Below are 22,614 nucleotides of genomic sequence, written 5' to 3'. Positions count from 1 at the left end.
AGTGCGGGCCCGTCCGGCCGCACTCTGCCTGCGATAGCGCAGAGCGTACGCCCATACGGACCCGCGGTAACCAGGATGAGTGACATGCTGCACACCGGGGGCCGGACCGTGCTATAGGCGCCCGCACGTAGCACGGACCGGCCCGGCCGACACCCCCGTAAGCGGCCACTCTTACGAGTGAACTGGTGGTGATACAAGGGCAGTTGAGCCGCCCGGTGCGCGGGTCAGTGGCGTTCCGGCGTGAGCGTCCCCTCGGTGCGCAGCCGGGTCACCAGGTTGCGGGCGGCCCGCTCGCCGGACGCCACGCTGCTGTTGGTGGTGGAGTGGCCCAGGATGTCGCCGCCGGCCAGTTGGACCCGGCCGCGCGGGTCGAATCCGGCCGCGAAACGGGCGATGGCGCGGTAGTCCCCCGGACGCCGGCCGATCAGGCACGGCGAGACGCGCCAGATGTGCGTCATCGTGGTGTGGCGTTCCAGTTCGGGCAGGACGCCCATCCGCCGGACGCCCGCCAGGACGTGGTCCACCACCTTGTCGTCCCCCAGGTCCCAGTTGCGGTCCGACCACGCGCCGCGCAGGTGGGTCATGACCAGCCCCGTCCCTTCCGGTACGCGCCGAGGGGAGAGGTTGTGCTCCAGCACGAAGGCACAGAGGTCCGGGTGTTCGACACGGGACGCCTGCACCAGCATGGCCCGTTCCGCCGTCGGGCGGTCCAGTCCGAAGGCGACATGGATGCTGCGGGCGTACGGGGCGTCGTCCAGGAACTCGCGCTGGTCGGCCGTGAGTTGTCCGTACAGTGGTGGCACCTGGGGCGGCGGCACGGCCAGGACGCAGGCGGCGGCGGTCTCTAGGTGCTCCGCCTCGCCCGGCCGGTGCCAGGTGACCGCCACCTCCTCGCCGCGGTCCTCGACCGAGGTGACCCGGGCGTGATATTCGACGGTGAGCTGCCGGGCCAGTCCCTTGGGCAGGAAGCCGACACCTTCCTTGGAGGTGAAGAAGCCGCCGCCGCACAGGATGACGTCGATGAAGACGAACGGCATCGCGGCCGACACTTCTTCCGGCTCTCCCAGGCACAGCCCGGAGACGAGCGGGTCGAGCAGGTACTCCAGGGTCTCGGGCCGCAGGCCGCGGCGGGTGGCGTACTGGTGGACGGACTCGAAGTCGGCCGCGGCCATCGGGGACATGTCGTGCGGCGTCAGCAGCGGGCGCGCACGGCGGTAGTCGCGCAGCAGCTTGACGATGTCCCCGAGGGGGAAGCTGGTCAGCAGACCGCCGGTGGCGAGCTGTCGGCGGGAGCCGAGGCGGACGCGGTCCACCCGGCCGCCGCGGACCAGGCCGAACAGGTCGCTACCGGGGACGACCTCGCCGGCCAGGCCGGCCGCGGCGATGAGACGGATCAGTTCGCGGTAACTGTGGATGAGGATGGTCGCCGCCCGGTTGACGGCGAATCCCGAGACGTTGACGGTGGCCATCCGGCCGCCGGCCATCTCCGGCCCGGCGCTCTCCAGGACGACGGTCTCGCATCCGGCCTGCTGGAGGCGGAAGGCCGCGGACAGGCCGGCTATCCCGCCGCCGACCACGACGACACGGGGCTTTGCACTCACAACGGTTCACCCTTCCTGCCGGTGCCCGGCCGCGCCCGCCGGGGCGCCGGTCCGGGTACCGGGACGTTGCGACAGGGGCGAAGGGTCCGAAGGGCCGCCGGGAACGGGCCGGCCCCGTGGACCGCGGAGCCGGGGGACAGCGACGTCCCCCTGGCTCACATCGCGGGACTCAGCTGCTCCCACCACCACGCGACCGGGCGCAGCGGCAGCGGTTCGAGACTCCCGTCACTGGGCGAGTCCGCCCAGACACCGAACGCGGGCGCCGGATCGGGGGCGGCACTCGGGTCGGACCGGTAGCGCGGGGTCACGGCGCTGTAGTCCAGGTTGCCCCGGATGAAGTGGTCCAGTTGGCCGAGGTAGCAGCGCACCTCGGGAGCGGCCCGTACGGCGGTCTGGTCCCGCAGGGTGACGTACAGGCACATCAGGCGGTCGTGCAGCGCGGCCGCCCGGATCATGGCTTCCTGGGGCGGCACGCGCAGCGCGTGCTCCAGGATGCCGACGAGGTTGGACTCCAGGGACTGCTCCTTGACCTCGCGGTGGTACGAGTAGACGTCGTTGGCGAAGGTCACCAGCGCCGAGGCGATCTGGGTCAGGGCTCGTATTCGGGGTGTCTCGGCCGCCTCACTGGGCAGCGAGGTGCCCTCCGCCATCTCGATGACGGCGATGGACGCCTTGGTACCGCGGTCCCGGGGGCCGATGACGAAGTACTCCTCCAGGCTCGGTACGGTCCCCGAGGCCCGCTGGCCCATGCCGACGCACGCGGCGAGAAACCATTCGGCAACGCCGTCGACCCAGCGCCGTACGACCGTGCCGGTGGCGTGCCGCCGGTAGCGGTGCGAGACCTCGCCGAAGGCCGCGGTGTAGGGGTCGGCCGTCGGGCCGTCGGTGGTCTCGGGGTGGTCGGCCCCGTGGATGACCTGGACGGCCATCGGGAGGAAACGTTCCGGGTTCCGGCTGAAGAGCCCGCCGTCCAGGTAGACGTCGTCCAGCAGCAGGCCCAGGCAGGACCAGTCGGCCCCGATCTGCAGCGGATCGGTGGCGCCGTCGGGCGCGATCCGGCACGCCCACTCGGCGGTGCGGTTGGCCAGTACCTGGGCGTGGTGGAAGTCGTCGTCGCAGAACCCGAACCGCGCCATCCAGTCCACCACCCGCGCTTCGATGCCGGCGGTCTCGTGGTGCGGCGCCGCCGGGATGGGGCAGAAGAGCTGGGGCACGACGACGGCGGCGTGCGGCGCCGTCGCGTCGAGGTCGTGCTCCGGCCCGGCCCCCGGTAAGGGGACCGCGGCCGAACGGGCGGCGGGAATCTCGTGTTCCGGGGCGCCGTAGCCTGTTGCCTGCATGGTTCTCTCCATGTTCACGGTGCTTGAGACGGCACTGCCTGCGCTGCTCCGCCGTCCGGCCTGCCGCGGAGCTCGCAGACCATGGGCAGCGGGCCCGGGCTCAGCACGGCGGCCGGGACCGGTCGTACGGTCCTGGCGGCCGGCGGGCGCAGGCGCCAGCGCGCGGCGATGGCGGCAAGGGCGAGCACGGCTTCGGTCATCGCGAAGTGGTCGCCGATGCACTTGCGGTTGCCGGCGGCGAACGGGAGCATCGCACCGCTCGGAACGCTCCCCGCGCGTTCCGGCAACCATCGGTCGGGGTCGAACCGCTGGGGGTCGGGGAAGGCCACCGGGTCCTGGTGCAGCACGTACGCGCTGTACAGAACGGTGCTTCCCGGTGCCAGCCGGTGACCGGCCAGCGTGGTCTCGGTGGTGGTGACGCGGGTCAGCGCCCAGCCGGGCGGATACATGCGCAGGGCTTCGGTGACCACGCGCCGGGCGTGGGCGAGCCGGGGCAGGTCCGCGGGGACGGGCGGGCGGCCGGCGAGCACGGTGTCGACTTCGGCGTGCAGCCGGCGTTCCTCCTCGGGGTGGGCCGCCAGGAGGTGGAAGGTCCAGGCGAGGGCCAGCGCGGTGGTCTCGATCCCGGCCACCAGGAAGGTCATCAGCTGGTCGTGGGCCTCTTGGTCGGTGAGCGGTTCCTGGTCGTGGGGTACCTCCCGGGTGGTGGGTGAAGGGGTGGGGCGGCCGGCCGGGCAGGCGTCCGGTGCGGAAGCGCCGTACGGTGCCGGGCCGTTGCCGGCGGCGGTGCCGCCGTCGTCCGTGGCTTCGAGGAGGGTGGCCAGCAGGTCGTCGTGCTCGGCGGGGCCGGCGCGGCGTTGGGCGATGATCTGGTCGATGATGTGGTGCAGCCGGGACAGGGCCCGGTCGAAGCGGCGGTTGCCGGGGGTCGGGAGCTTGTAGAGGGGCCCGAGCGGGACGACCGCGCGCAGCAGTACGCCGCGCATGGCGGTCGCCAGACACGCGCGTACCTCGGCGGCGAGGCCCGGGGCGAGGGAGGTGGACATCAGCACGCCGGTGGTCACCCGGGCGGAGAGGTCCATCATCGCGTCGGTGACGTCCAGTTCCCGGCCCGGCCGCCACTCCTCGACGGCGGCGCTGATCTCGGCGCTCATCACCGCGGCGTAGTCGGCGATCCGGGAGGGGCGGAAGCAGGGCTGGGCCAGCCGGCGCTGCCGGCGGTGCACGTTCTGCGGGCAGGTGACCAGGCCGTTGCCGAGCACCATGCGCATCGTGTCGTACAGCGGCCCGCCCTTGTCGTACGTGCGCGGGTCCATGAGGATCTGCTGCACCAGGGCCGGGTCGCAGGCCAGCCACACGCGCTGCGGGCCGAGGCGGATCGCGACCAGGTCGCCGTGGGCGGGCATCGAGGCGAGGAATTCGAGCGGGCGCCGCCACAGCCGGAGCGCGTGCCCGAGCAGCGGGACGCCGCCGGGCGCGGTCGAGACCACCCAGGTGCCGGGTGCGGCGGCCGCGGGGCCGTGCGGTGCGCGGACGTCTGCCTGTCCACGTATTCCCATCGGGGACCACCTCGTTGTTCGGCCGGTGTCCCGGGCGGCCGTCGAGCGGGCCCGGGAGCGGAAGACGGGTAGATGTGACGCACCATTACCTACCCGGGGCGCCCGGCCGGTCCCCTGGACATACTTTCTCCGGGGGGCGCGTCGGAGTGGGGGTCAGCTCACCGGAGCGGCATACGCTGAAACGGTACGGCGCGCGCCGGAGCCGCTCCGACGTCGGCAGAAACCTTTTACTTCCGAGGTGGGCGCTCTCGGGCGCACAACCGTTCGTGCGGGCGCGGCGGCGCGCCGGGGCCGTCCGCCCAAACACGCCGTTCAAGGCTGTGGTGACGCGCGACGGGGATCGGTGGTATAGGAGCCCGCGCCGGCGGCCGGTGACCCGTCCGGCGGGCCGCGTCGGCGCGGCGGCCGGAAGCGAATCATCCACCTTTCCGATCACCTCCTCTTCGTACCCTCCACGTCTGCTTGAGTTCACTTGGGCCGCTCCGGACCGGATACCCGTCCCTTTGTGTCGGCCCTTTTCGTTCCGCATGTATGCCTGACACTCCTGTGGATCAGCCGGCCCGACGTCTCGGCCGGCGCTTCTTCAAGCCCGTTGGCATCTCCGACTCCCCCGCAACCGACCGGCCGCCGGCCGAGGCGGAATGCGAAAGGGAATACTTCCGGCCGGAACTCTCCGCCGATCTGCTGGACCGCCTCGGCGCGGAACTCGACCGGATCAAGGCGATGTGGTCGCAACCCGCCGAAGCCGAGTACGGCGCCGGGCCCCGGCGGTGCTGAGGGCGGCCTAGCCGCCTGACAGCCCGGGCCTCGACGCCGCCGCCCAGCCCGCAGGGAAGTTGCCGTGTACGATCCCCCCACCCTCCACCTGCTGACGCCGTCCACCGCCGACGGGTACCGGATCCCCGCCCAAGTCACCTCCGAGCCCGACCTGACGGCCGCCTTCGGCCTCGCCGACGGCCCTCTCTTCCGTGACCAGCCGGCCCACGAGAGCCTGGCCGACGCCTACGACGCGCACGTCTACGACGCGGAGCCGATGGTCGTCCCCGACGACCTCGACGCCGAACTGGCGCAGCTGCTGGACACCGCCGAACAGCCGCCGGTCACCGCCGGCCTGCCGGTGTCCGAGCGGCACAGCCACCGCAAGCCGTCCTTCCTGCGCGCCGCCCGCGGCGGCCGGGAGGGCGGCACCCGGTCGTGGCGGCGCATCCTGAGCCTGGTCACCGTCACCCTGACGTCCGTGATCGTGATGGCGGTCGCCCTGCTCGCCGCGGTGGCGTCCTACCCGCCGCTGCGGGCCCTGGCGGGCGAGGCCACGACACCGCGGATCGCCCAGTTGTGGCCGCTGCTGGTCTACGGGCCGTGGGTGGCCGCCATCCTGTCCATCCTGCGGGCCCGCACCCACCGGCGCCGCACCGCGCACTCCTGGTGCGTCGTGATCTTCTTCGCGGCCGTCGCCACGGTGCTGTGCATCGCCAAGGCCCCCACCACCCCGGCGGGGATCACCGTGGCGGGACTGCCGCCGGTGACCGTGCTGCTCTGTTTCCACCAGCTGATCCGTCAGCTCGATCCCGATGCCCCGGCGGCGTCCACCCGGCACGCGTACTCCAACCGCGGCGCCCACCGGCACCGTTCCGGTCGCTGAGCCCCGGCAGCCGTCCGCGTTCCGGCGCCCTCCGCACGGAGGGTCGCCGGGGCGCGGACGGTCATCGTTTTTCGGCTTTTGTTTTCCGGTCATGGTTCTTTTTCCGTGCGGCCGCGTTTCCTGGCGGCGGCCGGAACAGCTCCGGGCCGGTCTGCGCACGGTGTCGTGCACATACCGGCCCGGAGTAATCCGTTGATCCTCCGATCAGCCTGCCGACCGGGTGCGTTCCGGCGTCTTTCCGGGTCCCGGCGGCGTTTCGCGCGACCGCGTCCGGGCGCTCCGGGACAACTCCGTGCCCACGCCCCCAGTGCGCCCGGCTGTCCGGAGGAAACTCCACCGCAGAAACGTTGTTTGACCCGGCCGAGCGTATCCGGGAATTCCGTTATTCGTTGGTCGAGGCGTGAAGCCGTGCGTCAGTGCCCGACGAAGGAGTGTGCAGCGATGGCAGTGAGTTGGGCGAAGAGAATCGCTGTCACGGAACCCGCCCCGAAGCCGGTCCGCTACGCCCGCTATCTGGCCCCGCACTGGCAGGGACTGCTCCGGGTGGACAGTGAGAACGGCATCGGCATCGTTCCGGCCGTCGCCTTCTTCGGCGTGCTCGCCTCGGTCCTGTTCGGCGCGGGCGGCGCGGGGGTGGCGCTGCTGGTCGACATGGCCATGGACCGCGACCACATGGCGCGCGCCTGGGTGACGTTCGACCTCGTGGTGGTCGTGGCGCTGTCCCTCTCGTACTGGCTCGTCGGCCGGTACGGCCTGCGGTTCTACGACACCGACCCGGCCACCAACGACCTGTGGCGGCTGATCACCGTCGCCAACACCGCCTGGCGGTCGCTGCCCCGGGCGCACCGTACGGCCCAGAAGCCGCGGCTGCGGGCCGTGAACACCGCCGCCCGCATCCTGCTGGCCGATCCCGAGGACACCCGTACGCACCAGATGCTGCACGCGCACGCGGACGTGCTGCGGCACCTGGCCACCACGGTCCTCGCGGACACCCAGCAGGCCCAGCCGCCGGAGCCGCCCACCGCGTACGCGTCCCGCGCGGCCGACCCGGCTCCGCGCGCCGAGCCCGGCCCGGCCCCCGTCGCCGCGAACTCGCTGGAGCGGGCCCGTTCCATTCCCAACCAGCCCTGATCCGCGCCCCCGCTGCCGGGGCGGGCGGGCCGCGGTCCGCTTTCCTGCGTGCTGTTCCGGTCGTTGCTGGGGTGCCCGACGGAGCGGCGGAGCGCGGCCGCCGGGAATCGGGCCTTGTGGGCGGTGCGTACCCGGGCGGGGGCCGGCACCTGACCTTGGCCGGGTCTGGTGGCCGTACCGTCGCGTCCCGGGAAGCGGGCTCCTAGGGTGGGACGCCGGAACCGGAACTCTTTCCGTCCGCTCCCAGGAGGTTCCCGTGAGCGTCAGCGCCAAGGGCACGTACCTGATCCGAAACGTGAGCAGCGGCCTGTACCTGACCGTCAAGGGCCACACCAAACAGTCCCCCGCGGACATCGTCCAGGAGCGGCTGTACGACTGGCCGCAGCGGGCCGCCCAGGCATGGCGGCTGGAGTCCGCGCCGGGCGGCGAGCGCACCTTCCGGCTGCAGAACCAGCACAGCGGCGGCTACCTCCAGGTCCGCAGGTGCGGCAAGGACAAGGGCACGCCCCTGGTCCAGGAGCATCTGGAGGAGAACACTCCGGCGTATCGCAGCCAGTCGTGGCAGCTCGTCGAGGAGGACCCGTACCGGGTCGCCAACCTGCACAGCGGGCTGTGGATGAACGTGCGCGACAACGCGGCCGCGGTGGGCGCGGTCGTCGACCAGTCGACGGAGAACACCGGCGTCTACCGCACCGCCGAGCAGTGGACCTTCGAGCCGGTCGAGGCGCGCGGCGGCGACCCGGTCTTCGACGCGCTGACCGGCCTGCTGGTGGAGCCGGGCGGCGGCATCATCTCCACCGTCACCCATGTCTTCAAGGCCTCGCTGGAGGCCGCCGGGGGTGTCTTCGGCACCGTCGCCAAGTATGTGCCGGGCGACACCACGCCGTTCGTACGGTTCGAGGGCTTCCGCGGTGACGAGGTCATCCGGTTCTCCTCGCGCAACCGCGTCGAGGAGGGGCCGCGGAAGATCAGTGCGCGGTTCCCGCACCTGCCCAAGGAGTTCCACGGCGGCTTCGACTTCGTCACCCGGGCCCCGCGGCGCAGCGGCCGGACCTACCTCGGGGTCAAGGGGGACCTGACGGTCGCCTTCTCCGACAAGGACAACGACGGCATCGACCGGACCGAGGAGTACTTCCCGTCCCGGGAGCTGGAGCCGTACGGCCGGGTCCTGGAGGCGACGCCCGCCCGGCCCGACGACTCGCAGTACCTGCTGTTCTGCGAGCAGCAGACCGTGCTGATCGACGGCCGGTTCCGCGCGCCGGACCTGCGTGAGGTGCAGCCGGTGCCGCTGGGCCAGCTGCCCAAGGGCTGGACGGCGCCGGACGCGGTGGCCTCCGCCACCGTGGGCGAGGAGGTGCACTTCTTCGCCACCAAGGGCACCGAGTACATCGTCTTCACCCTGCGCGATCTCATCCAGGGGCCCGCGCCGGTCCTGCACGCCTATCCGTTCCTGCTGGGGCTGTGGGCGTAACCGCCCGGCCGCGCGCGGCCGGATGACCGGCGGCCGTCTCCGTCCGGTCGTCCGGCCGCCTGCCCCGGGCAGGGGCCGCGGCGCGGGGGTGGCGCGTCAGGTGAGGTCGAACTCGCCGTCCCGGGCGCCCAGGACGAAGCCGCGCCACTCGGCGGGGGTGAAGACCAGCGCGGGTACGTCCGGAGTGCGCCGGTTGCGCATCGCGATCCAGCCTTCGACGAAGGCGACCTGCACATCGCCCATCCCCTGGCTGCTGGACTGCCAGGCGGCGCCGGACAGGTCGAGTTCCGGCCTGGTCCCGTCCACGAGCCGCTGTTCCATGATGCCCTCGGCCACGTCGCTGCTCCTCCCGGTTCGGCGTCGCGGTCAGCCTAGTCATCGCGCCCGGTGCGGGACAGGGCGCGCTTCAGGTGGCGGGCGGCTCGGCGCCCACCAGCCACATCGAGAAGAACTGCGAGCCGCCTCCGTAGGCGTGGCCCAGGGCCCGGCGCGCGCCGGGGACCTGGTGTTCCCCCGCCTGCCCGCGGACCTGGAGGGCCGCCTCGGCGAAGCGGATCATGCCGGAGGCGCCGATGGGGTTGGCGGAGAGCACCCCTCCGGAGGGGTTGACGGGCAGGTCGCCGTCGAGTTCCGTCACCCCGGACTCGGTGAGCTTCCAGCCCTCGCCCGGCGCGGCGAAGCCCAGGTTCTCCAGCCACATCGGCTCGTACCAGCTGAAGGGTACGTACATCTCCACCGCGTCGATCTCCCGGCGCGGGTCCGTGATCCCGGCCTGCCGGTACACGGCCGTGGCGCAGTCCTTGCCCGCCTGCGGGGAGACGAAGTCCTTGCCCGCGAAGAGGGTCGGTTCGCTGCGCATGGCCCCGCCGTGCATCCAGGCGGCGGGGCGGGGCGCCCGCCGTGCGCCCGCGCGGTCGGTCAGGACCATCGCGCAGGCGCCGTCGGAGGACGGGCAGGTCTCGGAGTAGCGGACCGGGTCCCAGAGCATCGGGGACGCCTGGACCTTCTCCAGCGTGATGTCGTGCTCGTGGAGGTGGGCGTACGGGTTCTTCAGCGCGTTGCGGCGGTCCTTGTACGCGACCAGGGAGCCGACCGTGGCGGGGGCGCCCGTACGCCGCATGTAGGCGCGGACGTGCGGCGCGAAGAAGCCGCCCGCGCCGGCCAGCAGCGGCTGCTGGAAGGGGACCGGGAGCGACAGCCCCCACATGGCGTTGGACTCGGACTGCTTCTCGAAGGCCAGGGTCAGGACGGTGCGGTGCACCCGGGCGGCGACGAGGTCGGCCGCGACCAGGGCGGTGGAGCCGCCGACCGAGCCGGCGGTGTGCACCCGCAGCATCGGCTTGCCGACCGCGCCGAGGGCATCGGCGAGGTACAGCTCCGGCATCATGACGCCCTCGAAGAAGTCGGGGGCCTTGCCGATGACCACGGCGTCGATGGCGGGCCAGGTCAGTTCGGCGTCGTCGAGGGCGCGTCGGGCCGCCTCGCGGACGAGGCCGGCCAGGGAGACGTCGCGGCGCGCGGCGACGTGCCGGGTCTGGCCGATGCCGACGACGGCGACGGGCTCCTTGGACACGGCGGCCCTGGACGCTCCGGGTCGGGGTGTTCCGCCCTCGGGTGCTCCGGACTTGCTCATCGCGGGTCCCCTTCCAGTACGGCGACCAGGTTCTGCTGGAGGCAGGGCCCCGACGTGGCGTGGGCCAGCGCCCGCCGGGACGCGCCGCGCCGGACGGCCTGCGCGGCCTCACCGATCCGGATCAGTCCGGTGGCCATCATGGGGTCGGCGGCGAGCGCGCCGCCGGACGGGTTGATCCGTACCCGGTCGTCCAGCCGCAGTGCCTTGCGGAGCACGACCTCCTGCGCGGTGAAGGGGGCGTGCAGTTCGGCGGTGTCCACCGGCTGTTCGAAGGCTCCGGCGCGCTCCGCGGCCAGCCGGGTGGACGGCGAGTCGGTGAGATCCCGTACGCCGAGTGCGTGGGCCTCGATGCGGTGGTCCATGCCGCGGATCCAGGCGGGCCGGTCGCACAGCCGCCGCGCGGTGTCCCCGGCCGCGAGGACGACGGCGGCGGCGCCGTCGGTGACGGGCGGGCAGTCGGTGGTGCGCAGGGGCTGGACGACGTAGTCGCCGGGCGGCACCGGCCCGCTGTGCCGGGCGTGCGGACGGGCGGCCGCATCGGCGCGGACGCGTGCCGCGATGCCGGCGAGTGCCGCCTCGTCCGTGTCACCCGCGTCGATGAGGGCCTGGGCCTGGAGGGCGGCGAGGGAGACGGAGTCGGGCCACAGGGGTGCGAGGTAGTACGGGTCGAGCTGGCGGGTGAGCACGTCGCGGACCGCGCCGGACGAGGACTTGCCGTACGCGTACACGAGCGCGGTTTCGGCGGCCCCGGTCAGCAGCTTGACCCACGCCTCGTACAGCGCCCAGGCGCCGTCCGTCTCGACGTGCGACTCGGCGATGGGCGGCCAGGCGCCGACGCTGTCCAGTGCCATGGTGAAGGAGAAGGCCCGTCCGGCCAGGTAGTCCGACGACCCCGAGCAGGTGAAGTCGATCTCCCCGGCCCGCAGGCCGGCCTGGCCCAGGGCGTCCTGGAGCACCGGCAGCAGCAGTTCGGCCTCGGAGACCTCGGCGGTGTCGCGGGCGTGGTCGCTCTGCGCGAAGGCGACGACCGCGACCTCGCGTCGCTCCGCGGGCGGGCCGGGGGTCGCGGGCATCAGACCAGCTCCTTGTAGCTGTCGTAGTCGGCGTCGGGTTCGCCGGTGGGCCGGTAGTGGTCCGGGTAGCGGCCGTCGCCGCGCCACACCGGCTCCACCCGCAGGCCCATGCGCACCTCGTCGTACGGGATGCCGCCGATACGGGCGTGCAGGGCCAGGTCGGCGCCGTCCAGGGCGATGTGCGCGTAGACGTACGGCACGTCGATGTCGAGGTTCTTCGCCTTGATGTTCACGATGCAGAAGGTGGTGACGGTGCCCTTGGGACCGACTTCGACCTGGTCACGGGTGGCCACGCCGCAGGTGGGGCAGGCGCCGCGGGGCGGTACGTACACCTTGCGGCAGGAGGGGCAGCGCTCTCCGACGGTCCGGTGTCCGGCGAGGGCGGCGAGGTAGCGGGACTGGGCGCGGCCGGGTGAGTAGGTGTAGTCGAGGCGGGCGGGGGCGGTGATGCCGGTGACGGGGTCGGGGAACTCGCCGGCGTGCGGGGCGGTTTCCGCGCTCCCGTCGCCCTCGTACGGCTCGAAACACGCGATGTCGGTGATCGCCCCGGTACGCTCCGCCGCCCACCGCACGCGGACCCGCATCCCGGTGCGCACGGCGTCGGGGCCGGGGGCGTCCAAGGCGTGCAGCAGGGCCGTGTCGGCGCCGTCGAGACGGACGAGTACCCAGGCGAACGGGGTGTCCAGCGGCTGGTGGCGGCGCGGGGCCGGGTTCCAGGCCCAGGTGGTGACGGTCCCCGTGCTGCCGACCTCGACGAGGTCGCGTATCTCCTCGGCGGTGGCCGGGTCGTACTCGACGGGTGGCACCAGCACCCGCCCGTCCCCGGTCCGGACGCCCAGCACGGCCCGTTCGCGCAGCCCGGTGAGGAAGGCGCTCTGCACGGGCCCGAGGGACCGGGTGAAGGGGAACGCGACGACGAGCGGGGCCGACAGCACGTCAGGGGCGTCGGGGTCGGGTGCGTCGGGGGCGGCGGTGCGGGAGGTCGGGGGCATACGGGCTCCTCGCTTCCGTACGGGGGGCGGGCACGGCCGGGGGCCGGCGCGCCGGATCAGGCGCGCCGGAAGACGGGCGGGCGCTTCTCGGCGAAGGCCCGGGCGCCTTCCTTCGCGTCGTCCGTGTCGAATACCGGCCAGCCGCGGGCGAGTTCGGCCTTCAGCCCGTCCTCCTCGGTCATCGCGGCGGTCTCGTAGACGGACGCCTTGACCGCCTCGACGGCGAGCGGGCCGCAGTCGTTGATCCGCGCGGCGATCTCCAGGCTCTTGCCGAGCGCGTCGCCGTCCGGCACGACATGGCCGATCAGCCCGATGCGCGCGGCCTCCTCCGCGGTGTAGGGGCGCCCGGTGAGCAGCATTTCCAGGGCGTGGGTGCGCGGGATCTGACGGGCGAGGCGGACGGTGGAACCGCCGATGGGGAACAGGCCGCGCCGTACCTCGAAGAGCCCGAACGTGGCGCTCCGCCCGGCCACCCGGATGTCGGTGCCCTGGAGGATCTCCGTGCCGCCGGCGACGCAGGGCCCTTCGACGGCGGCGATGACCGGTTTGCGCGGGCGGTGATGGCGCAGCATCGCCTTCCAGTGCAGGTCGGGGTCGGCTTTCAGGCGCTCGCGGTACGGCTCGCCGTCCATGCCCCGGCCGGCCAGCGCCTTGAGGTCCATACCGGCGCAGAAGGCGCCGCCCGCGCCGGTGAGCACGACCGAGCGCACGGAGTCGTCCGCGTCCGCGGCGGTCCAGCCGTCGTACAGGCCCACCAGCATCGGCAGCGACAGCGCGTTCTTCGCCTCCGGCCGGTCGAGGGTGAGCACCAGGGTCGCGCCCTCGCGTGTCACCGTCAGATGTTCGGTCCCGCCCATGCGTCCTCCTGTCCGTGCGGCCGCGGTCCGTGCCCGCCGCCACCGAGAGCCGCCCGTCCACCCCGGAACGTAGAACAGGTTGCAGGAGCCGGGGGCCGACTTCAAGAGTTTTCTGACAGACAGTCAGTTTCCGGCGCCGTGCCCCTTCCCCCGTACGGCGTGCGGCGCTCTAATGACCGCGAGCCGACGCCGCCGCCTGTTCTGGAGGAGACGTGGAATACAACCTGGCCGATCTGTTCGAGTCGGTCGTGGACACGGTTCCCGGGCGTGAGGCGCTGGTGTTCCTCGACCACCCGGGCACCGGCGCGGAGCGCCGCCTCACGTACGGGGAGCTGGACCGCGCCGCCAACCGGCTCGCCCACCACCTGCGCGACCACGGCGTCACCCCCGGCTCGCACGTCGGCCTGCACCTCTACAACGGCGTCGAGTACCTCCAGACCCTCTACGCCTGCCTGAAGATCCGCGCCGTACCGGTCAACGTCAACTACCGCTACGTCGAGGACGAGCTGGCCTACCTCTACCAGGATGCCGACCTCGTCGCCCTGGTCTTCGACGCGGAGTTCACCGGCCGGGTGGCGGCCGCCCTGCCGCGCGCTGACCGGCTGCGCCACCTCGTACGGGTGGGCGCGCCGCCCGCCGGCGCCCCGGAGCCCGCCGTCGCGCCGGTGCCGTTCACCGACGCCGAGGCGTCCGGCTCGTCCGGGCGCGACTTCGCTCCGCGCTCCGGCGGCGACCGGCTCGTCATCTACACCGGCGGCACCACCGGCATGCCCAAGGGCGTGCTGTGGCGGCACGAGGACATCTTCTTCTCCGGCATGGGCGGCGGCGCGCCCACCGGCGAACCGGTACGGCGCCCCGAGGAACTGGCCGAACGCGTCGCCGCGGGCGGCGAGGGCCTGGTCTTCTTCCCCACTCCCCCGCTGATGCACGGCACCTCCACCCTCACCGCCTTCATCGCCTTCCACTTCGGCCAGAAGGTGGCCCTGCACCGCAAGTTCGTCCCGGAGGAGGTGCTGCGCACCGTCGAACGGGAGAAGGTGACCAGTATGTCGCTGGTCGGTGACGCGATGCTGCGCCCGCTCGCGGACGCGCTGGCCGGTCCGCTGAAGGGCACGGACTGCTCCTCGCTGTTCAGCGTCAGCAGCTCCGGGGCGATCCTCTCGGAGACCGTACGGGAGCAGTTCGCCGCGCTGGTGCCGGGCGCCCTGCTGCTCAACAACTTCGGCTCCTCCGAGTCCGGCTTCAACGGCACCGCCACCGAGGACTCGGGCCCCGGCCGGGGCTTCCGGTTGCGCGTCAACGCGCATACTGCGGTGGTCGATCCCGCCTCCCCCGCGCACGCCCGGGTGGCGGCGGGCGAGGTGGGGCGGCTCGCGCTGCGCGGACATGTGCCGCTGGGCTACTACAACGACCCGCGCAAGACCGCCGAGACGTTCTTCGAGGCGGACGGCGAGCGGTGGGTGCTCCTCGGTGACATGGCGACCGTCGACGAGGCGGGCATCGTCACGGTCCTCGGCCGGGGCTCACAGTGCATCAACTCCGGCGGCGAGAAGGTGTACCCGGAGGAGGTCGAACAGGCACTGAAGGCGCATCCGGACATCTACGACGCGCTGGTGGCGGGGGTACCGGACGAGCGGTGGGGCAGCCGGGTGGCCGCGGTCGTGCAACTCCGCGACGGTGCGGCGCCGCTGGCCCTGGCCGCGGTGCAGGACCACTGCCGCACACGGCTGGCCGGTTACAAGATTCCGCGTTCGGTGGTGTTCACCGAACGCATCCAGCGCTCCCCCAGTGGCAAGGCGGACTACCGGTGGGCGAAGGCGGTGGCTTCCGGGGCGGGCGCTCCGTAGCGGGTGCGGTCCGCGTGGCGGTCCGAGGTCCGCCGCGTGCGGCCTTCCGCGGGGCTCCGGCGGACTCCGCAGGACACGGCTCCCGCGCCGTTCCAGCCGGGCTCCGGCCGCCGCCCCGACGGCGGCCGGAGCCCCTGACCGGCTGGTTCAGACGGTACGGCGGTGATGGCGGCGCGGCCCACACGACCGGGAACCGGTGTGCGCCGCGCCGGGCCGGGGTATGACGGCGAGAATCTTCGACATGAGGGTGTTCTCCTGAGTGGGAAGAAGGGGACACCCGCACGGTTGCCCGCACCCCGCGCCAGGTCGACAACCGGCCCCCGCCCTTCACCCGCTTGGCACACGCCGCTCCCCCCGAATGCAGCAGCCCATGACCCGCGAATGCAGCAAGCCATGGCCCACGCCGAGGGTGGGAAGGGGCCCGGTGACGGTTCTAACCTGAAGCATGGACTTCGACGGCGTGGAGCTCGGAGACGAACTCTCCGGCACGTACGGCATTCCGGTACGGCTCGACCCCGCTGAGCACGATCCCCGCTCCGGCACGGCCTCGCTGTGCGCGGCGGGGCCGGTGGTGCCCGTTCTGCTGCCCGGCGGAGTGTCCGCCTGGCTGGTGACCCACCATCAGGCCGGACGGGAGGTGCTCGCCGACAGCCGCTTCGTCAAGGACATCGGCGCCTGGCGCGCCTGGCGCAGCGGCGAGGTCCCGCGCTCCTGGCCGCTGGCGCCGCTGCTGACCGTCGCCAACATGACCACCGCGACGGCGGGCGACCACACCCGGCTCCGGGCGCCGCTGGCCCGCGCGTTCACCGTGCGCCGCGTGGAGCTGCTCAGGCCGCGCGTCGAGGAGCTGGCGGGAGAACTGCTGGACGGCCTCGCCGCCGGCCCGCCCGGGGAGCCGGTCGATCTGCGGGCCCGCTACGCCCACCCGCTGCCGATACGGGTCGTCTGCGAGCTGTTCGGCGTACCCGGCGACCGCCGCGACCGGTTGCGGTCACTGTGCGGTGCCCTGTTCGGCGCTCCCTCCGACCCGTCCGGGACGCCGGCGGTCCACCGCGAGCTGCGCACCGCGCTCGCCGGCCTCCTGGACGAGAAGCGGGCCCGTCCCGGGGACGACCTGACGAGTGCGCTGGTCGCTCCCGGCCCCCACCCGCTCAGCGGCACCGAACTCGTCGACACGCTCCTGCTGATGATCGTGGCCGGGCATGAAACCACCGTGAACCTGCTGGTCAACGCCGTACACGCACTGCTGACCCACCCCGGCCAGCTCGCCCTCGCGGGCAGCGGACAGGTGCCCTGGAGCGCCGTGGTCGAAGAGACGCTGCGCTGGGACCCGCCGGTGGCCCACTTCCCGTTCCGCTACGCGCTGTGCGACGTGGACGTGGCCGGCCGGACCGTCCGCGCGGGCGATCCGGTGATGCTCTCGTACACCGCGTTCGGCCGCGACCCCCGGCAGCACGGGCCCGCGGCCGGGTGTTTCGACGTCACCCGGGCCACCACCCGTCACCTCGCCTTCGGGCACGGCATCCACCACTGCCTCGGCGCGCCCCTCGCCCGGCTGGAAGCGGCCGTCGCCCTGCCCGCACTCTTCGCCCGCTTCCCGGACCTGCGCCTGCACGAACCGGAACGGCCGCCCGCCCGTCGTCCGTCGCTGGTCTTCAACGGGTTCGGGGAAATGCCGGTGCTCCTGGCACCCGGTTCGTGACGTTTCGCAGGGGCGCCTGGCGGCGGAGCCGTCAGGACGCCCGAGCCGGTGCTGACGCCGGTACCAGGGCCTCACCGCCGCACACGGACCGTACGGAGCGGGCCAGCGCCACCGTGTGCAGGGCGTCCGGGCGCTGTTCGCGGCGTACGTGTGCGGCGGCGCCCACCAGCGAGGGAACGCAGCGCGGCGAGGTGCGTACCGCGCCGGACGCGGCGATCGCGCGTACCAGCGCGTCGTTGACGCGGTTGATCTCCTTGCGCACCTCACCGAGATCCGGCCGCTCGCCCGGCGCCCGCGCGGGATCCGCGGCCCACCGGCGGTGCAGTCCGCGCTGCACGGTCTTGTTGGCCTCGATCTGGTCCCGGAAGATCCGCGCGGTCCACCGCGGATCGGTCCCGAGTTCCGCCGCCTGCCGCGCCACCGCGTCCAGCACCTGCTGCTCACGCACCGGGTCGTCGACAGGGCTGCCGGTGCCCCACTTGGCCGCGGCCACCAGGTCGGCGGTGGCGAGGCGCCGGGCGGACAGGGCGGCGAGGGGGCGCAGCGCGTCCGCTTCCCGAGGGGGCGCGGCGGGCGCGGAGTTCGCCGTTGCGGGCCGTACGACGGCCGAGGTGGACGCGGTACCCGCCGACGCCGGAGCCGGTACGGCGGTGAGGAGAGCGGTCGTGGCCGCGCCTGCGATCAGCAGGCGGCGCAGGGACGTTCGCGCGTTCGGTACCACCGTCGGCCTCCCGGACACCGGCACGGACTCGGGTTTGCCCTGGCGATCCTACTGACGGCGGCACGGGAGCGAGGAAGCGTCCCCGCTCCCGCTGTTCGTCGCTGCGCCGCGCTCAGTGCCGCGCGTGCAGGATGCGGTGCTCGAAGCGGGCGAAAGCGACCTCCTGCCGCCATTCGAGAGCCGCTTTCAGGTTCTTGGCGAGGAACCGGGTGCAAGCCGCGCGTGGCTGGTGCCCGCCCGGACGCTCCATGCGGCACGGGCGCGCCAGTTCGTACGCGCGCTTCCCGTGGTTCCGGTCGCCCCACAGACTGCGGCCCGGGAGGAAGGCATGCTCCAAGGACGCGCGCGCCAGGTCCTTCAGTTCGCGGTACCGCAGGCCGTACGTGCCGGACGCGTACCGGTACTCGGCGCTGATGTCGCTGCGCGAGATCCCGGGGTCGTCGGTGGCGAGCACGACCGGAACGCCGTAGCGCCGGTACAGCGGGAACGGGTGGTCGGCACCGGAGACCCCGAGGATCTGCCGGTTGCTCGTGAACGGCACTTCCACCGCGATGCCGCGCCGCGCCATGGTGCGCAGCAGGGCGGGCGCACCGTCCTCGTGCGCCACGTCGACGCCGTGACCGATGCGCTCCGCGTGCCCGGTGCGGACCGCCTCGTTGATGTGGAAGCGCAGGTCCTCGGGCTTGACCAGGCCGGGGACGAGTTCACCGGCGTGCAGGGTGATGTGGGCGCGCGGGTAGACACCGTGCAGGTAGTCCAGCATCCGCATGTGGAGCCGGTAGTTGCGCAGCGCGTTCCGCTCGTCCTCCGGCTGCACGAGGTTCACCGCGACGTAGCGGTGGTCGCGTTCGGCGAGGCGCATACCGAGCGCCATCTGGGTGAAGACCCGTTCCGGTGTGGAGCCGCGCGACACCTGCGAGATGTAGCGGACGGTCAGCCGGCAACCGGGGCCCGGCCTGGCGGTGTCGCAGCGCGCCGCCTTGCGGAACGCCGCGGTGTCCTTGTCGATCTCCCGGCCCGCGTCGCGTACGAGCTTGTCCAACTTGCCGCCTGCCGTCAGCAGTTGATGCATCCGCCGCAGGTCCGCGTGGTAGCCGACCTGTTCGGCCAGCTTCTTGCTGCCCCCGGAGGCGGGCGTCAGCATCGTCTCCAGGTGGAACTGGTGCTGCCGGGCGGCGGTGTTGGCGACGTCGGCCAGCAGTTCGCCGCCGTGGCGCCAGCTCACCTCACCGAACTTCCCGAAGGCCGCGAAGAAGTGGTCGTGCCCGGACTCGCCGGACGCCGACGAGAAGTCCTGCATCGACCAGGCGCGCAGGATCTGCCGGTGGAAGGAACGGTCCTGCCTGGCCTGCGCCGCCGGACGCGTACCCGGCCCGCACGGAGCGGGCCGGGCGGTCATCGTCCTGGTCTCGATGCACAGGCCGTCGTCCCCGGCCAGCTTGATCAGCAGCTCGGTCGAGGCCGCGCCGGACAGGTGGTTGTGCAGGTCGGCGCCCTTGGGCAGGTCGCGGAAGAAGGCGCGCAGCGCCGCGGGCCGCTTCCTGATCCCGTCGAGGTAGGCGGAGACCCGGCGTTCGGCGCCGGTGGGAGCGGAGGCCGTGCCCGGGAGAGCCGCGTCGGCGGCGGGCGTGCCCGGGACCGCCGGACCCGGGGCGGCGGGGTCCGGGGCGGCGGTCACCTCCGGGGCCGGCGGTGCGGCGAGCGCGGAGGACGGCAGCAACGACAGCACTGCCAGGACGCCCGCACCCAGTACGAGCGGGGCGGACCGGCGGTGCCGTCCGCGATGGCGAGGGAAAGAGATCACGCGCTCATACTGGCGAGTTCGGCGGGCCGGACGGTGACGGCAGGCGGGTGTGCGTCCCCTTGGGTGAACAAGATCCCGCCACTCGGTGCGGAACGGACGCCCGCGCATCCCGCGACGGCGCGGCCGAGGCCGGGGGCCGAGGCCGCGGCCAAAGCCAGGGGCCGGAGCCGGGACCGAGGCCGGGAGCCGAGGCCGGAGGCCGAAACCGGGAGCCGAGGCCGAAGCCGAAGGCCGGGGGAACTCCGCTGAGTCCCCCCGGCCCCGGCAGTTGGTCAGCCGATCCGGGTCATCGTGGACTCGTACCCTCCGCCGCCCGGGTAGACCCACGCACCCGCAAGCGCATTGCCGTCCGCGGTGAAGGTGCCCCGGAAGTACGCGGGCGAGCCCTTCTCGCCGCCCCAGATGGTCAGGGTGTCCCCCTCCATCTCGTACACGTAGTCGAAGGTGTGCCCTTCGTTGTCGTAGAAACGTGACGCGATGTCCTCCCCCGGAGTCACGGCGCCGAAAGGCTTCTCCCTGCCGATCACTTCGATGCCGGTGATCCGCCGGCCGTGCTGCTCCAGCTCCACCTCCTGCACCAGGAAGAACCCTCCGTCGAGGCGGCGGTAGGTGACCGTACCGGTCACCCCGCCCTCGACCCGCCAACGGCCCAGCAGTCGCTCCAGTTCCCCGATCCCCTCGTTCGTCCCCGCCACTTCGCCGCTTCCGTCCCGCTGCTCCGTCATCACGGTTCCTTCCTTTCCGTCACGGCTCGTCCTCGTGCTCGTCCTCGTACGACCGGCGGGCCCCCGGAAAGGAATCGGCGGACGGAAGTGATCTGCGTCACTGACCGTCCGGGTCGTCCTCGACTTCGGCGGGCGTCAGGACGGAGGCGAGGCCGAGGGCCGGCAGCAGGTCCGGCGCGAAGGTGGTGATCTCGGCGATCCTGCCGTGCTCCATACGCAGAACGTCGATGTTGACCGCGGTGTACGCCGACGCCGCTGGCGGCCGTACGTAGTTCGCGACGGCCGGCTGCCGGTTCACGGCGAGCGGCACGGCGAACCAGTCGCCCCACGCCTGGTCCCCCTCCAGGACCGCGCGCCACATGCCGATGACGGCCGCGCGCCCGTCGAACACCAGGTGGGCGGGCGGCATGGTCTGCCGGACGTCCGCACGCAACAGGGCGGCCAGCGCCGCGACATCGGCGGCCCGTGAGGCGTCGACGAACTGCTGGAGAAGTGCGCGCTCGGCCTCGGTGGGGCCGATGGCGCCCCGCCCCCAGTCGGTGCGCCGCTCGGGCAACTGCTCGCGCAGCGTGGCGCGGGCGCGTTGCAGCGCGCTCTTGACCGCGGCGCCGCTCACTTCGAGCATGCCGGCCGTCTCCGCGGTGGGCAGACCCACGACGTCGCGCAGGATCAGCACGGCCCGCTGCTGTGGTGGCAGGTGCTGGATCGCCGCCAGGAAGGCCAGCTCGACGGTTTCCCTGGCGATCGCCGCGGCCTCCGGGCCGCTGCCGTCCGGCGCGGCCAGGTCCAGCAGGGCGTCGGGGTAGGGCTGCAGCCAGGTCACCTCGGCCGGCGCGGAACGTTTCGGCACGCCCGCGCTGTCGACCGCCACCGCGATCTCCCTGGTGCGGGCCGGGCTGGACAGCGCGTCCAGACAGGCGTGGGTCGCGATCCGGTACAGCCAGGCCCGGAACGTCCCCCGCCCCTCGAAGCCCGCCCTCTTGCGCCAGGCCCGCAGCAGGGCTTCCTGTACGAGGTCTTCCGCGTCGTCGAACGACCCGAGCATCCGGTAGCAGTGCACGCGCAGTTCGTGCCGGTACCGCTCGGCGAGATGCGCGAACGCCTGCTCGTCCCCCGCAAGGACCGCGGCCTCCGCCCGCTCGTCCTCCCCGCGCGCCCCCTGGCCCGCGCGCTCTTCCGCTCTCATACCCGCCCCCTCCTGGCATCGCGCCACCGCCCGCCCGGCGATCACGATACGGCCGGGCGGCCGGCGGCGTCGGCGCGGAGACCGGCTGGGCCCGGCACGCCCCGGCCCGATCAGGTCCGACCCGTCCAGCCCCGGTCAGGCTCAGCCGGTCCCGGTCAGGTCCGACCCGTCCGGACCCGATCAGGCCCAGCCGGTCCCGGTCGGGCCCGGTCAGTCATGGCCAGGCCCGGTCAGTCATGGTCCGACACGCTGGTGACGCCCACGTTGGCGTTCTGGGCGAGGCCGTCGACCGGGAACAGGAACCCGCTCTTCGACGGCGCCCCGGAATCTCCGTGGCTGCCGGAGGCTGGGCGGGCGCCCGAGCCCGCCCCGTCGTCCGAGTCGGCGTGCGCCACGGCGGGCAGTACCGCGCCGGACAGGGCCACGGCGACCAGCAGACCGACCGCCGCACGGATGGTCATACGAAGTGATGTACGCATGATGTTCCTTTCGAGGGGTGCGCGGTCAGCGCACCACGGGGAAGGGACACCGTTGCGGCATTGGGCCGATCGTGGGCGCGTACGACGGTCCGCACCCGGGAATCTTCAGGGGTTGGGCACCAGGAAAGCCCGGACCGCGTCGAGGTATTCCAGCGGGCGCTCCTCGTGCACGAGATGCCCCGCCCCCTCGACCGTCACCAGACGGCAGTCCGGGATGCGTGCGGCCATGTCCTGGAGCTGCTGCTGCGGGATGTGGCTGGTGGGGCCGCCGGCGATCACCAGGGTCGGCGCGGTGATCTTCGCCAGGCCGTCCCACCACCCGGGGTCCGGCGCGTTGCGCTGGGCCACCACGGCCACCTTGGCCTGCCAGTCGAACGCCGGCGGGCCCGGTGGCGGGCCCGGGATCTCCTGCGGCGGTGCCGCCGGGAGGGGCGGCGCGGCCTCCTCCAGCACCAGCCGCTCCACCAGCTCCGGGCGGTCGGCGGCCAGCAGCAGCGCGGCGACCGCGCCGAGGGAGTGTCCGACGAGCGCCACGGGTCCGAGCCGCAGTTCCCGGAGGAACCCGGCCACGTCGTCGCGCCACCGCTCGAAGCCGTACTCACCCGGCCAGTCGCTGTGCCCGTGCCCCCGGAGGTCCAGCGCGTACACCCGGTGGGTGGCCGCGAGCTGGCCGACCACGCCGCGCCAGTCCTCACCGTCCTCGCCGAGGCAGTGCAGCAGCACCGCCGGAGGCGCGCCCGCGTCACCCCAGCACCGGTACGCCAGGCGGACGTCACCGACCTGCACCTTCCGAACATCACTCATGCGCTCGAAACTACCCGCGCAGGAGTTCGTCACGCCCCTTGACGCGT

General features: G+C 73.1%; 20 protein-coding genes. 6 read left to right on the top strand and 14 right to left on the bottom strand.

The window, feature by feature from the left end; translation table 11 throughout:
• Nucleotides 1-224: 224 nt before the first annotated feature.
• The 3 genes from AB0A97_RS28515 to AB0A97_RS28505 all read right to left on the bottom strand — a co-directional run bounded on the left by AB0A97_RS28515 (nucleotide 225) and on the right by AB0A97_RS28505 (nucleotide 4,500).
• A complete protein-coding gene (locus tag AB0A97_RS28515; RefSeq protein WP_361155175.1) occupies nucleotides 225-1,601 on the bottom strand; it encodes an NAD(P)/FAD-dependent oxidoreductase in 1,377 nt (458 codons plus the stop codon).
• Between the two features lie 155 nt (nucleotides 1,602-1,756).
• Nucleotides 1,757-2,941 carry a terpene synthase family protein gene (locus AB0A97_RS28510; protein WP_361155173.1) on the bottom strand — a complete coding sequence of 395 codons (1,185 nt, stop codon included), beginning with the start codon at nucleotides 2,939-2,941 and terminating at the stop codon, nucleotides 1,757-1,759.
• A gap of 14 nt (nucleotides 2,942-2,955) precedes the next feature.
• Nucleotides 2,956-4,500: a cytochrome P450 gene (locus tag AB0A97_RS28505; RefSeq protein WP_361155171.1), complete on the bottom strand. Its 1,545-nt coding sequence runs from the start codon at nucleotides 4,498-4,500 to the stop codon at nucleotides 2,956-2,958.
• Between the two features lie 546 nt (nucleotides 4,501-5,046).
• On the opposite strand from AB0A97_RS28505, the gene AB0A97_RS28500 reads away from it, so the two are divergent.
• From AB0A97_RS28500 to AB0A97_RS28485, 4 genes are all read left to right on the top strand, one after another.
• On the top strand, nucleotides 5,047-5,277 hold the full coding sequence (locus tag AB0A97_RS28500; protein ID WP_031002141.1) for a hypothetical protein: 231 nt from the start codon (nucleotides 5,047-5,049) through the stop codon (nucleotides 5,275-5,277).
• 64 nt (nucleotides 5,278-5,341) lie between these two features.
• Nucleotides 5,342-6,142 carry a DUF2637 domain-containing protein gene (locus AB0A97_RS28495; RefSeq protein ID WP_361155169.1) on the top strand — a complete coding sequence of 267 codons (801 nt, stop codon included), beginning with the start codon at nucleotides 5,342-5,344 and terminating at the stop codon, nucleotides 6,140-6,142.
• Nucleotides 6,143-6,583: 441 nt separating this feature from the next.
• Complete coding sequence (locus tag AB0A97_RS28490) at nucleotides 6,584-7,273, top strand: hypothetical protein (protein ID WP_361155168.1); 690 nt, start codon at nucleotides 6,584-6,586, stop codon at nucleotides 7,271-7,273.
• Nucleotides 7,274-7,529: 256 nt separating this feature from the next.
• The gene (locus tag AB0A97_RS28485) at nucleotides 7,530-8,744 is read left to right on the top strand and encodes an RICIN domain-containing protein (protein WP_361155167.1); all 1,215 of its coding nucleotides are present in this window, start codon (nucleotides 7,530-7,532) and stop codon (nucleotides 8,742-8,744) included.
• Nucleotides 8,745-8,840: 96 nt separating this feature from the next.
• Here the strand turns inward: AB0A97_RS28485 and AB0A97_RS28480 are convergent, their stop codons facing one another.
• From AB0A97_RS28480 to AB0A97_RS28460, 5 genes are all read right to left on the bottom strand, one after another.
• A complete protein-coding gene (locus AB0A97_RS28480; RefSeq protein ID WP_361155165.1) occupies nucleotides 8,841-9,080 on the bottom strand; it encodes a DUF397 domain-containing protein in 240 nt (79 codons plus the stop codon).
• A 70-nt stretch (nucleotides 9,081-9,150) separates the two neighbouring features.
• Nucleotides 9,151-10,317, bottom strand: a complete 1,167-nt coding sequence (locus AB0A97_RS28475) for a thiolase domain-containing protein (protein WP_361155269.1) — start codon at nucleotides 10,315-10,317, stop codon at nucleotides 9,151-9,153.
• 56 nt (nucleotides 10,318-10,373) lie between these two features.
• Nucleotides 10,374-11,450, bottom strand: a complete 1,077-nt coding sequence (locus AB0A97_RS28470; RefSeq protein ID WP_361155164.1) for a thiolase domain-containing protein — start codon at nucleotides 11,448-11,450, stop codon at nucleotides 10,374-10,376.
• Nucleotides 11,450-12,442: an OB-fold domain-containing protein gene (locus AB0A97_RS28465; RefSeq protein WP_361155163.1), complete on the bottom strand. Its 993-nt coding sequence runs from the start codon at nucleotides 12,440-12,442 to the stop codon at nucleotides 11,450-11,452. The genes AB0A97_RS28470 and AB0A97_RS28465 overlap by 1 nt, the downstream gene beginning before the upstream one ends.
• A gap of 56 nt (nucleotides 12,443-12,498) precedes the next feature.
• Nucleotides 12,499-13,299, bottom strand: coding sequence for a crotonase/enoyl-CoA hydratase family protein (locus AB0A97_RS28460; RefSeq protein WP_361155161.1), 801 nt, complete (start codon nucleotides 13,297-13,299; stop codon nucleotides 12,499-12,501).
• Nucleotides 13,300-13,511: 212 nt separating this feature from the next.
• On the opposite strand from AB0A97_RS28460, the gene AB0A97_RS28455 reads away from it, so the two are divergent.
• Nucleotides 13,512-15,146: an acyl-CoA synthetase gene (locus AB0A97_RS28455; RefSeq protein ID WP_361155160.1), complete on the top strand. Its 1,635-nt coding sequence runs from the start codon at nucleotides 13,512-13,514 to the stop codon at nucleotides 15,144-15,146.
• Between the two features lie 445 nt (nucleotides 15,147-15,591).
• Nucleotides 15,592-16,848, top strand: coding sequence for a cytochrome P450 (locus AB0A97_RS28450; RefSeq protein ID WP_361155159.1), 1,257 nt, complete (start codon nucleotides 15,592-15,594; stop codon nucleotides 16,846-16,848).
• A 31-nt stretch (nucleotides 16,849-16,879) separates the two neighbouring features.
• Here AB0A97_RS28450 and AB0A97_RS28445 read toward each other — a convergent pair whose 3' ends face one another.
• The 6 genes from AB0A97_RS28445 to AB0A97_RS28420 all read right to left on the bottom strand — a co-directional run bounded on the left by AB0A97_RS28445 (nucleotide 16,880) and on the right by AB0A97_RS28420 (nucleotide 22,567).
• Complete coding sequence (locus AB0A97_RS28445; RefSeq protein WP_361155157.1) at nucleotides 16,880-17,569, bottom strand: chorismate mutase; 690 nt, start codon at nucleotides 17,567-17,569, stop codon at nucleotides 16,880-16,882.
• Between the two features lie 112 nt (nucleotides 17,570-17,681).
• Nucleotides 17,682-19,373: an adenosine deaminase gene (locus AB0A97_RS28440; RefSeq protein ID WP_361155155.1), complete on the bottom strand. Its 1,692-nt coding sequence runs from the start codon at nucleotides 19,371-19,373 to the stop codon at nucleotides 17,682-17,684.
• Between the two features lie 272 nt (nucleotides 19,374-19,645).
• Nucleotides 19,646-20,098 (bottom strand): hypothetical protein, encoded by a 453-nt coding sequence (locus AB0A97_RS28435; protein ID WP_361155154.1) that lies wholly within the window; start codon nucleotides 20,096-20,098, stop codon nucleotides 19,646-19,648.
• A 97-nt stretch (nucleotides 20,099-20,195) separates the two neighbouring features.
• A complete protein-coding gene (locus AB0A97_RS28430) occupies nucleotides 20,196-21,284 on the bottom strand; it encodes an RNA polymerase subunit sigma-70 (protein WP_361155152.1) in 1,089 nt (362 codons plus the stop codon).
• Nucleotides 21,285-21,514: 230 nt separating this feature from the next.
• Complete coding sequence (locus AB0A97_RS28425) at nucleotides 21,515-21,763, bottom strand: hypothetical protein (RefSeq protein WP_361155151.1); 249 nt, start codon at nucleotides 21,761-21,763, stop codon at nucleotides 21,515-21,517.
• A gap of 105 nt (nucleotides 21,764-21,868) precedes the next feature.
• Entirely contained in the window at nucleotides 21,869-22,567 is a 699-nt protein-coding gene (locus tag AB0A97_RS28420) for an alpha/beta hydrolase (RefSeq protein ID WP_361155149.1), read from the bottom strand.
• Nucleotides 22,568-22,614: the final 47 nt, after the last annotated feature.

This window comes from Streptomyces sp. NPDC045470 (genome assembly GCF_040646595.1).
Taxonomy (GTDB): Bacteria; Actinomycetota; Actinomycetes; order Streptomycetales; family Streptomycetaceae; genus Streptomyces.
Note: the sequence above shows the minus strand (reverse complement) of the source record. Positions and strands in the feature narration are given on the sequence as shown.